General features: G+C 61.8%; 11 protein-coding genes and 1 tRNA gene. 4 read left to right on the plus strand and 8 right to left on the minus strand.

Annotated elements, in window-relative coordinates; all coding sequences use genetic code 11:
• Positions 1–115: 115 nt before the first annotated feature.
• The 5 genes from VMA74_RS06450 to VMA74_RS06470 all read right to left on the minus strand — a co-directional run bounded on the left by VMA74_RS06450 (position 116) and on the right by VMA74_RS06470 (position 4,299).
• Positions 116–205 (minus strand) — tRNA-Ser (locus VMA74_RS06450).
• Positions 206–319: 114 nt separating this feature from the next.
• Positions 320–637 carry an LrgA gene (locus VMA74_RS06455; protein WP_325365817.1) on the minus strand — a complete coding sequence of 106 codons (318 nt, stop codon included), beginning with the start codon at positions 635–637 and terminating at the stop codon, positions 320–322.
• A 55-nt stretch (positions 638–692) separates the two neighbouring features.
• Complete coding sequence (serS, locus tag VMA74_RS06460; protein ID WP_325365818.1) at positions 693–1,973, minus strand: serine--tRNA ligase; 1,281 nt, start codon at positions 1,971–1,973, stop codon at positions 693–695.
• Positions 1,974–2,152: 179 nt separating this feature from the next.
• Positions 2,153–2,728, minus strand: coding sequence for a hypothetical protein (locus tag VMA74_RS06465; protein ID WP_325365819.1), 576 nt, complete (start codon positions 2,726–2,728; stop codon positions 2,153–2,155).
• 224 nt (positions 2,729–2,952) lie between these two features.
• A complete protein-coding gene (locus VMA74_RS06470; RefSeq protein WP_325365820.1) occupies positions 2,953–4,299 on the minus strand; it encodes a replication-associated recombination protein A in 1,347 nt (448 codons plus the stop codon).
• Positions 4,300–4,616: 317 nt separating this feature from the next.
• Here VMA74_RS06470 and VMA74_RS06475 point away from each other — a divergent pair, with 317 nt between their 5' ends.
• Positions 4,617–6,869: a TonB-dependent receptor gene (locus tag VMA74_RS06475; RefSeq protein WP_325365821.1), complete on the plus strand. Its 2,253-nt coding sequence runs from the start codon at positions 4,617–4,619 to the stop codon at positions 6,867–6,869.
• Positions 6,869–7,555: a phosphatase PAP2 family protein gene (locus tag VMA74_RS06480; protein ID WP_325365822.1), complete on the plus strand. Its 687-nt coding sequence runs from the start codon at positions 6,869–6,871 to the stop codon at positions 7,553–7,555. Before VMA74_RS06475 ends, VMA74_RS06480 begins: the two co-directional genes overlap by 1 nt.
• 195 nt (positions 7,556–7,750) lie before the next feature.
• Here VMA74_RS06480 and VMA74_RS06485 read toward each other — a convergent pair whose 3' ends face one another.
• On the minus strand, positions 7,751–8,419 hold the full coding sequence (locus VMA74_RS06485) for a peroxiredoxin-like family protein (protein ID WP_325365823.1): 669 nt from the start codon (positions 8,417–8,419) through the stop codon (positions 7,751–7,753).
• 216 nt (positions 8,420–8,635) lie between these two features.
• Here VMA74_RS06485 and VMA74_RS06490 point away from each other — a divergent pair, with 216 nt between their 5' ends.
• Both VMA74_RS06490 and VMA74_RS06495 read left to right on the plus strand, forming a co-directional pair.
• Positions 8,636–9,385, plus strand: a complete 750-nt coding sequence (locus VMA74_RS06490) for a glucose 1-dehydrogenase (RefSeq protein WP_325365824.1) — start codon at positions 8,636–8,638, stop codon at positions 9,383–9,385.
• 45 nt (positions 9,386–9,430) lie between these two features.
• Positions 9,431–9,970, plus strand: a complete 540-nt coding sequence (locus VMA74_RS06495; protein ID WP_325365825.1) for a carboxymuconolactone decarboxylase family protein — start codon at positions 9,431–9,433, stop codon at positions 9,968–9,970.
• A 99-nt stretch (positions 9,971–10,069) separates the two neighbouring features.
• Here the strand turns inward: VMA74_RS06495 and VMA74_RS06500 are convergent, their stop codons facing one another.
• The gene (locus tag VMA74_RS06500) at positions 10,070–10,744 is read right to left on the minus strand and encodes a YoaK family protein (protein WP_325365826.1); all 675 of its coding nucleotides are present in this window, start codon (positions 10,742–10,744) and stop codon (positions 10,070–10,072) included.
• A partial coding sequence (locus tag VMA74_RS06505; protein WP_325365827.1) for a LolA family protein occupies positions 10,741–11,076 on the minus strand: 336 nt, incomplete at its 5' end. The genes VMA74_RS06500 and VMA74_RS06505, both read right to left, overlap by 4 nt.

Below are 11,076 nucleotides of genomic sequence, written 5' to 3' on the forward strand. Positions count from 1 at the left end.
TTTCCTGATTATTGTCGAATCTCAGCAATATCTCGCCGTCGACTCGAACGCGTTCGTTCGCACCACCCTCTCCGCCACCCATAAAAAAACGCCCAGATGGGCGTCTTTTTATGGGTGGCGGAGAGGGTGGGATTCGAACCCACGGTAGGCTTACACCTACGGCAGTTTTCAAGACTGCTGCCTTAAACCACTCGGCCATCTCTCCGTATTTTGTTGGCGAGTCCCCTGTCACTAGGCACTTGGGAAGTCGCTAGGCCCCGGCCTTCGCCGAGGCGGCGAATCTGCGTATGCAGACTCGTTTGTAAGGTCGGTAATCGTATCAGGAACCACGCGCCCTTGGACCATCTGCCCCCTTCCGCGACAGCGCCACCAGTACCCACACAATGATCACCACCGGAATCAGCCCACCCGGCAGCGGAAACGGCATGACAGGGTGGCGCAACACCATCGGCAGCAGTTGCGTGGCGGTGGCGGAGGCAATGATCCACAGGCGCCAGCTGCGGCGCTTGCGGGCGATCCAGAAGCTGGCCAGCACCAGCACGAGGGCGATGATGCTGAAGATCATGTCCGCCGTCGTGATCTCCCACACGCTGGCGAAGCTCAGGCGCCTGCCGATGATGGAGGCGAGCACGATCATCAGGAAGTAGCTGGATTAGAACTCCACCTTGTTCTACGAGGGGCTCGCCGGGAAATCATGCAATGTTCTCCGCACCGTGCATATAGGAACGCAGGGCTTCGGGCACGGTGATGGAGCCGTCGGCGTTCTGGTAGTTCTCCATCACGGCGATCAGGGTGCGGCCGATGGCGAGGCCGGAGCCGTTCAAGGTGTGTACCAGCTCGGGTTTGTTGGTTTCCGGGTTGCGCACGCGGGCTTGCAAGCGGCGCGCCTGGAAATCCTCGCAGTTGGAGCAGCTGGAAATTTCGCGATAGGTGTTCTGGCTGGGCAACCACACTTCCAGGTCGTAGGTCTTGCTGGACTGGAAGCCCATGTCGCCGGTGCACAGCAGCAGTTTGCGGTAAGGCAGGTTGAGCTTCTGCAACACCTTCTCGGCGTGGCCGACCATTTCCTCCAGCTGCGCGTAGGATTCGCTGGCGCGTGAAACCTGCACCATTTCCACTTTTTCGAACTGGTGCTGGCGGATCATGCCGCGCACGTCGCGGCCGTAGCTGCCGGCTTCCGCGCGGAAGCACAGCGAATGCGCGGCAAGGCGTAGCGGCAAGGCATCGGCTTCCTGGATGGTGTCGCGCACGAGGTTGGTGAGCGATACCTCGGCGGTAGGAATCAGGTAGCGGCGGGAATCGCCGACCTGGGTGGCGAACAGGTCTTCTTCGAATTTCGGCAGTTGCGTGGTGCCGAACATCGCGTCGCTGTTGACCAGCACGGGCACGTTGCATTCCAGGTAGCCGTGTTCGCGCGTGTGCAGGTCGATCATGAATTGCCCAAGCGCGCGATGCAGTTGCGCCAGCTGGCCGCGCAGCACGGTGAAGCGTGCGCCGGAGAGCTTGGCGCCGGCTTCGCCGTCGAGCCAGCCGTGCCGCACGCCGAGGTCGACATGGTCTTTCACCGCGAAATCGAAGCTGCGCGGCGTGCCCCAGCGGCTGATTTCCTGGTTATGGGTTTCATCCTGGCCGATCGGTACGGAGGCGTGCGGAATATTGGGGATCAGCAGCGCGATGTCGGCGAGCTTGGCCTGCACCTCGGCCAGCGCCAGTTCGTTGGCTTTGAGCTTGTCACCCAGGCCGGCGACTTCGGCCATCAGCGGGGCGACGTCTTCACCCTTGGCCTTGGCCTGGCCGATGGCCTTGGAGCGGGTGTTGCGCAAGTTCTGCAGTTCCTGCGTGTCGGTGGAGAGCTGCTTGCGTTGGCTTTCCAGCGCTTCCACGGCGCTCACGTCGAGGGTGAAGCCACGGGTTTCCTTGAGGCGCGCGGCGGTTTCGGCCAGGCGCGTACGCAGCAGTGCGGGGTCCAGCATGTTGGGATCCAAAAGGTGGGGCAAGAACGCCGGATTATGGCCGTGGGGCCGCTGCGGTCGCAACGCGGCGGGCGGTTCGGCGCGCGCTGCGGCTCGCTGCGCTCGCACCCCTCCCTGGCCCTCCCCTGCTATCGCAGGGGAGGGGACGTATCCCAGCGGGTGCGAGATACACCCTCAGCTCAGGCGGGCTTGCGTTCGCCGCGCCCGATCCACCAGGCCATCACTGCGCCAGCCAGCAACCACCCAATGAGCTGTTCTGCCAGCGCGGCCCAGGTCAACGCGCCAGGGAAGCGGTACCAGTTCCAGTACGGCACCATGGTGCTGAGCCAGGCGAACACGGCGGCCGCCGCGGCTATGCCGATGCGCTTGACGAAGCCGAAGGCGGCCAGCCCCATCACGAAGGCCAGGGCCAGCGAGGCCAGGGTGTCGGAGGCCCATTGGCGCGGCAGCTGGCGGTGCATGTCGGTCATGTCGTCGCCTTGCGGCAGATAGACGATCCAGGCGTAGGGTGAAGTCCGCGATTTCTGCGCATAGGCGGCCCGGGCGGCCTGGTCGCTCCATTGCTTGGGATCGAAGCTGGGCAGGATGTAGACGCCCGGCGTGGCGCCCAGGCCTTCGTGCAGGCTGCTCAGCACCACGTCCTCGTGCACGGGTTGATGGATGCCTGGGTTACCGAGGCCAAGCGCCATGTGTGCGACGGCGCCCCAGATGAACATGACGATGCCACCGAAGATAGCTGCGACGAGTACGCGCATGGTGCGGCCCTCCCCTTCTGGATGGTCAGGGCAATCTAGGCGTGGTGGCGGGAAAGCGCAAATGGATGCGCTGTGGCGTGTGGCGGATCGGCCAAATGGATTCCTGCTTTCGCGGGAATGACGGCCATCCAAGCGCGTAGGTTGGCGGTGAGCGTAGCGAACCCCAACGTTGCCATGCAGATGGCGATGTTGGGGTTCGGCGTTGCCTCACCGCCAACCTACGACTATCCCTGTTTCTTTCGCGCCTGCCTGCGCGCTTCGCGCAAGGCGAGCAGTTTTTCGCGCAGTTTCAGTTCCAGCCCACGCTCCACCGGTTCGTAGAACTCGGTGCCCACCAGTGCGTCGGGCAGGCACTGTTGATCGAGCGCAATGCCGCCTTCGGCGTCATGGTCGTATTGATAGCCTTTGCCGTAACCCAGGCCTTTCATCAAGCGCGTGGGTGCGTTGCGCAGATGCATGGGTACATCCAGCGTGCCGGTGTTGCTGACTACTTCGCGCGCCTTGTTGTAGGCCATGTACGCCGCGTTGCTCTTGGGTGCAATAGCCAGCCAGATGGCCAATTGCGCCAAACCCAACTCGCCTTCAGGGCTGCCGAGGCGTTCGTAGGTATCCCATGCATCCAAGGCCATGCGCCAGGCGCGCGGTTCGGCCAGGCCGACGTCTTCCACCGCCATGCGCGTCATGCGGCGTGCGAGGTAGAGCGGATCGCAGCCGCCGTCGAGCATGCGCGTGAGCCAGTACACCGCCGCGTCGGGATCGGAGGAACGCACGGATTTATGCAGGGCGGAGATCTGGTCGTAGAACTGTTCGCCGCCTTTGTCGAAGCGGCGGGTGCGGTCGGCCAGCACCTGCTCCAGCGTGGCTTCGTCGATCTGGTGGCCATCGGCCAGTTCGGCGGCAATTTCCAGCAAGGTGAGTGCGCGGCGCACGTCGCCATCGGCAGCCTGGGCGATCAGGCGCAGCGCCGTATCGGCGACATCCAGTTGCTGCGCGCCGAGGCCGCGTTCCGTATCGGCCAGGGCGCGCTGCAAGGCGGCGACGATGTCGTCGACCGATACGGCATCCAGCACGTGCACGCGGCAGCGCGACAGCAACGCAGAATTCAATTCGAACGAGGGGTTTTCGGTGGTGGCGCCCACGAAGATGATCACGCCGCGCTCGATGTGCGGCAGGAAGGCATCCTGCTGCGCCTTGTTGAAGCGATGCACTTCGTCCACGAACAGTACGGTGCGCCGGCCTTGGGCGAAATTGACTTCGGCTTCGGCCAAGGCCTTGCGCACGTCCGGCAGGCCGGAAAGCACGGCAGAGATGGCGCGGAAATCCGCATCGGCGTAGCGCGCTACCAGCAGCGCCAGCGTGGTCTTGCCGCAGCCGGGCGGCCCCCACAGCACCATGGAGTGCACGCGGCCGGCTTCCAGTGCGCGGCGCAGGGCCTTGCCGGGCGCAAGCAGGCGTTGCTGGCCGACGATCTCATCGAGCGTGCGCGGGCGCATGCGCTCGGCCAGGGGCTTGAGTTCTTCCGTGTCGCTGCCGAACAGTTGCGGGGTATGGGGTGCTTCGCGTGGTTCCATGCGGCCGATGATAGGGCATCGGGGCGTGCCGAGCCCTTGCAGGCATGCCGCTTGCATAAGGAAACACCGGCCAATTACCATTGATAATGATTTATTGCATTAATGATGCGTAGCTTAGTTTCAGCTTAAAGCGATAGATTATTGAAGCTCTCAAATTACGCGCTTTATTACACAAATAATTCAAACCTTAGATTGGCCTTAGCGCACTTTCTTTCGCATTAAAAAAACGTCATTTTTAATGTAATTGTTACTAAAGTGTCATAAAGCATCTCTACGGTGTCGGGCTTTCTACAACCCGCCGATACCGGAAAAAAACAATGATTGCATCGACACATGCGTTGTACCGCCGCACGCCGGTTTACCTTGCTCTATGCCTGGCCATGGCTGTTACGGCGCCCATTCACGCGCAGGATGCGAGCGCCCAAGGCAATAATGCAACAAGCGGCCCCAGCGCCGTGGATAATGCTTCCGGCGACGGCACGTCCAATAATCCCAAAACCCTTAATGGGGTACAGGTATCGGCCTCCACGACGGTCAGTTCGATCGCCATTACGCAGGGCTCGACCATTGCGACGGAACCGCAGTCGACGATCGGCAGCACCTATATCCAGGAAAACGTTCCGCCTACCGGCGATTACACCGACGTCGCCGCCATCGCGCCGAGCGTGTACACGGTGACGCCGAACGGCGCCGGCTTGATGGAAGCGTCGGTGGTTTCGATCCGCGGTTTCCAGGACGGCCAGTACAACGTGACGTTCGACGGCATTCCGTGGATGGACTCCAACGACTTCACGCACCACTCCACCTCGTACTTCACCAACCAGGAAACCAGCAGCGTGGTGGTGGATCGCGGTCCCGGCACGGCCAGCACACTGGGCAATGCCACGTTCGGCGGCACGATTTCGGTGGATTCGCTCAGCCCGCAGGCGAAGTTCAACGTCAGTCCGTACATCAGCTTCGGCAGCTGGGATACCGCCATCGAAGGCGCGCGCATCGATACCGGCAGCTTTACCAGCAGCGGCACCACTGCTGTGATCAATCTGCAGAACGGCGAATCGGACGGCTACCTGACCTATGCCGGCCAGCGCCGCCAGAGCGTGTTCGCCAAGGTGGTGCAGCCGCTGGGCGACAACACCACGCTGACCTTCGCGGGCATGTGGAACAAGCTCAACCAGTACGTACCGCTGGGCACCACCAAGGCGGAGATGGCGCAATACGGCGTCAATTACGGCTTGAACAACGACCCGACCAGCCAGGATTACTACCGCTACAACCAGGACAAGATCAACACCAATATGGGCTACATCGGCCTGCATTCGGAGTTCTCTGGCTGGACCATCGACAACAAGACCTACACCTACGGCTACAACCACTTCGGCTTCAACGGCCTGGACCCGAATGGCGAAACACCCAACGGCACTCAATATGGTGCGAACGACGTGCCCGGCCAGCACATGCGCAACACCAACCGTTCGTGGGGCGACATCTTCCGCCTGGGCAAGGACATCGGGCCGGGCGAAGTGCGCACGGGCGTGTGGTACGACCACCAGGACGACCTGCGCTGGCAGTATGAATTCGACGATACGTTGGACACGTACAACCCGGTGGCCAACCCCGGCGCGTCGACGCTGGCGCTGGCCGCGGCAGATCGCCGGATGAACGATTCGCTGGTCACGATCCAGCCGTTCCTCGAATACCAGTGGAACATCACCGACAACGCCTATCTGGTCGGCGGTGCGAAGTACAACTACTTCAAGCGCGACATCGACGCGCCGGTGAACCAGAAGACCGGCACCCCGCTCACCTATTCCAAGGACTGGAACGCCACCCTGCCCTCGCTCGCCTTCCACTATGCGTTCAATTCGAACTGGACGGCGTATGCGCAATGGGCCAAGGGCTACCTGGCCCCCAACCTCAACCTGTTCTACGTGCCCAATCCGGTGGTTTCCGATAGCGCGATCCAGCCGGAAAAAACCACCAATATCCAGCTCGGCACGACCTGGAGCAGCGATCGCCTGACGCTGTCGGGCGACGTCTACAAGATCAACTTCAACAACTTCGTGCAGAGCCACAAGATTGCCGGCGTCACCGAGTTCTACAACGGCGGCGGCGTACATTACAAAGGCGTCGAGCTGGAAGGCACCTACATGCTGGGCGGCGGCTTCAGCGTGTACGCCAACGGCTCGCTCAACCGCGCGATCCAGACCACCGACAACCAGTGGAACGCGAATACCCCGCACAAAACCGCCGCACTGGGCTTCATCTACAGCAACGGCCCGATCTACGCCTCGCTCGTCGACAAGTTCGTCGGCAAGACCTACTACACGGCCAATGCGGAAGACGACACGCCGATCGGTGGCTATGCGGTGGCCAACTTCGCCGCCAGCTATACGTTTGATCCGCACATCACCGATGTCAAGGATTTCAAGATCGGCTTCCAGATCAACAACCTGTTCAACAACACCACCATCAACTACCTGGCGGGCGTCACCGGCCAAGACAGCACGCCGCTTTACTTCACCATTCCGGCGCGCAACTTCAACTTCACCGTGTCGGCGGATCTGTTCTGATGAGCCGCCGCGCCGTACTGGTTTCCCTGCTTCTGCTCGGCCAGTCCGCCCTGGCTTACGGCGACGGCGCCTCTCCCGCCGTCGTCGAATTGTCGAACCTGCTGCCGCCTCCGCCGGCAGCAGGTTCGATGGCGGCCCAACGCGACCTGCAAGCAGTGCTGGCTGCACAACAGACACGCACCGCCCAGGACATGGCCGCGGCCAAGGCGGACTCGGAGCGTTCCGTGTTCCGCTTTGCCGATGCGGTGGGACTGACGATGCAACCGGCGGCGTTGCCGAAGACGGCTGCGTTCTTCGACCGTGTGGCTAAACTGGACAAGGCCGAAGCGAAAGAAGCCAAGCAGTTCTGGAAACACCCGCGCCCTTCGGTGGTATCCGGCCAAGTGCATGCCTTGTCGAAGGAGAAGCCCAATGATTGGAGCTATCCCAGCGGGCACGCGACGTTCGCCTATACCACCGCGGTGTTATTGACCAACATGCTGCCGGAAAAACGCGAGGCGATTTTTGCGCGGGCGGCGTTGTACGGTGAACATCGCGTGGTGATGGGCGTGCACTTTCCCAGCGATGTGGAAGCAGGGAAGATCGCCGGAACGGTGATTGCGGATGAGATTTTGCGTGATCCGCAGTGGCAGGCCGATTACGATGCGGCGCGTAGTGAATTGAGGCATGCGCTGGGGCTGCCTTGATGCGTAGGCTGATGTGCGAAGCCTGATATATCCCCGCGTTTTTTGCAGGAATAGCAGACAAAAAAACGGGGGATACCTCAGGGGGCGAACCCCAGTATTGCATGCTGCATGGCGACGTTGCGTTCGCATGCGCTCATCGCCAACCTACTCGCTCCGATTCTGTCTTAAGTTCGGAGCATCAGGATGCCGATCACACTACGCCACGGCGTACTGCTTCAACACCGGCAACAACTCTTCCGGCTCGGGCCGATGTGTGTAATCCGGATTGACTTCGGCGTAGACGATATGGCCGTCGGGTGCGATCACATAGCGCGCGGGAATCGGCAAGGTCCAGCTATCGTCGCCATTGAATGCCGGCAAGCTGTTCTTGAGCCGCTTGTAGAGCTCAACCAGATAATTCGGCAACGCATAGCGAAGGCCGAACGCAGCGGCGACGTCGTTGTGGGTGTCGCTGAGAATGGGAAACGTCAGGTGGTTCGTGCGCTGTGACTTGAGGCTGTTCACCGCGATCTGCGGCGATATGGCCAGCAGGTTCGCGCCCGTTGCACGAATCGCCGGCAGCGCCGCTTCCAGCGCCTGCAATTCGAAGTTGCAATACGGGCACCACACGCCGCGGTAGAAGCTGATCACCAGCGGGCCTTTCGCCAGCAGTTCCTGTGACGAGACAGGGTTGCCGTGGGCGTCGTTCAAGACGAAGGCGGGTGCCCTGTCGCCGGCCTTGGCGGCATGGCTTGCCTGGCCGGAGGCGATCAACTCGGCGGTGGCGCGCTCCATGATGGGATGAATGTCCGCCGGCGCGTTGTAGGGCGGCTTGCCGGCGCGAAAGTCGGCTTTGAAAGCATCGAGCGTGGCTTGGAGTGACATGGTCCTGCTCCTGCAAGTGGGAAGTGCTGTCCATCCTGGCCACCCGGCCTCGCGCCCGGAACGCAGGCGCCATGCATAACTGCCATTCCCGCCGGGAATCCCGCGCTACCTATTCCTGGCAGGACTTACAGCTATCACTTCGCGCTTTCTAGTGCGGCCTCGGACCAAGGTGCACAGTTCGCTCCGTCAACGTCCCACCCATCCCAGGAGCGCATCATGAACACCCCCGTCGTATTGATCACCGGCGCACTCAGCGGTATCGGTCGCGCCACCGCCATCGCCTACGCCAAGGAAGCTGCGCGCATCGTCATCAGCGGCCGGCGCAAAGAAGCCGGCAATGCCCTCGCCATGGAACTGCAGGCCATGGGTGCGCAGGTCGAATTCATACACGCCGACGTGCGCTTTGAAGCGGACGTGCGGAACCTCGTCACGCAGACTGTTGCGCGTTTCGGGCGGCTGGATATCGCCATCAACAATGCCGGCACCGAAGGCCAGCTCGGCCCGATTACCGAACAATCCGTCGAGAACTACGAAAGCACCTTCGCCAGCAACGTGCTGGGCACGCTGTTGGCGATCAAGCATGAAATGCAGGTGATGCAGGCGCAGGGTTCCGGTTCGATCGTGAACCTGTCCTCGATCGCCGGGAAAAACGGCATTGCCGGCGCCTCCGTGTACGTGGCCAGCAAGCATGCCGTCGAGGGCATCACCAAGAGCGCCGCGCTCGAAGGCGCTGCGGCCGGTATCCGTGTCAATGCCGTGGCGCCGGGTCCGGTGGCTACCGACATGCTCGATCGTTTCGTTGGCAGCAACGAAGAAGCCAAGGCGCGCTTCCTCGACTCGATGCCGGCCAAGCGCGCGGCAGAGGTGGATGAAATCGTCCAGACCATTCTGTTTCTCGCGGGCAACAAAGCGCGCTACCTCACCGGGCAATCCATCGCTGTCGACGGCGGTTACACGGCGCAATAAGCCTTTGTCTTTTCCCTTCTTGTTTCATCATCCAGGAGCACGACCATGAGCACCATCAACGTACCCACCCGCGACGAGGTTTCACCGGCCAACCAGGCGCTGTTCGACAGCCTGAAGAAAAACCTTGGCATGGTTCCCAACCTGTACGCCACGCTCGCGCATTCCGAGCATGCGCTGGGCAACTATCTCGCCTTCCAGAACGCCAAGAGCAGCGTGACGGGCAAGGCCCGCGAAGTGGTGAACCTGGTCGTGAGCCAGGTCAATCAATGCGAATACTGTCTCGCCGCCCATACGGCGATCGGCAAGATGCACGGCTTCACTGACGTGCAACTGCTCGAAATCCGCGGCGGCAAAGCCAGCTTCGATGCCAAGCTCGATGCACTGGCCCGCCTGGTGAAGAGCATCGCCACGGAACGCGGCCATGCCGAGCCGGCGCTGATCGATGCGTTCTTCGCGGCTGGCTGGAGCAAGGAAAACCTGGTCGACGTCATCGTGATCATCGGCGACAAGACCGTCACCAACTATCTGCACGCGGTGACCAAGGTGCCGGTTGATTTTCCTGCCGCACCCGCGCTTGCGGGTTGATGCGCGTAACTACGTAGGCCGGGGTGGCAATCCCTGCATTGGGCACTGCAAGAGCGGGTCGTCATTCCGCGTTCGCCGGAATGACGACGACGTCCGATCTTATCGATCAGAACGCTGCAGAAAGAAATGCCGGTAAATGGCGTAACCCAAACCGACAACGCCAGTCAGTACTGCCGGCACCAGCAATACCCGCTCCTGCACGTGCGCATAACCCAGTGCCCCCAGCATGGCGCCCATAATGAAATGGCTGGCCACGAGCACGCAGATGTGGATGCGTAGCATGTCCACGTTGACGCCACGCAAGCGCTGGCCCAGATAGATACCCAAGTCCGTGAAGATGCCCGACACGTGGGTCGTGCGCAGGGCCGCACCGCTGTAGGTGCTCACCATGGCGTTCTGCAGACCGCAGGCGGCAGTAGCCAGATAAAGCCCGACATCCTTGGCGTCGTGAATCAACGGCGTGGCGGCGAACAGCAGTACGGATTCCAGCATCAGCACGACGCCATAGCGGCGCCCCAGTTGCAGCGTGCGCTGCTCGACGATGAAACCGCTCACCATCGCACCGACCAGGAACGACACGAGGGTCAAACCCCAATGTACGATTTCCTTTAAGTCGCCGTGCGCCGCCGCAATGCCGAGTTCGGTGCTGGTGCCGGTGAGATGCGTCACCGGCTGATGGCGAAAACACAGATAACCCACCGCATTGATGCAACCGGCGGCCAGCGCAAGCAGGCCGCCGCCGACCCAGGCCCAGCGGGGCAGTTGACGGATCAATGCTTCAGAGGCTGGGTGGTGAGTTCCGGCAGGTCGCCGATCACGTCCGCGCCCTTGGGCGGGGTGAAGTTGAAGGTCTGCGGCGAGATGTCGGGATTGCGCTTCCAGTTGGAGAAGCGGATGTCGGTGGTGGCGCCGAGCTGATCCTTGAATTGCATGCGCGCCAGGCCGTTCGCATCAAAGCCGAGGTCGGCGTAGTTGAATTGCGGGTCTTTGGCGGTGGAGGTCAAGCGCAGCCAGACCAGGCCGTCGCGCTCGCCCTGCTCGGTCACATGGAATTCCTTGTCGAGCTGCGAGAGATCGGTGAGTACGGTCAGGGGGCTGTGGGCTTC

The sequence above is a fragment of the Dyella sp. genome, assembly GCF_035508675.1.
Taxonomy (GTDB): Bacteria; Pseudomonadota; Gammaproteobacteria; order Xanthomonadales; family Rhodanobacteraceae; genus Dyella_B.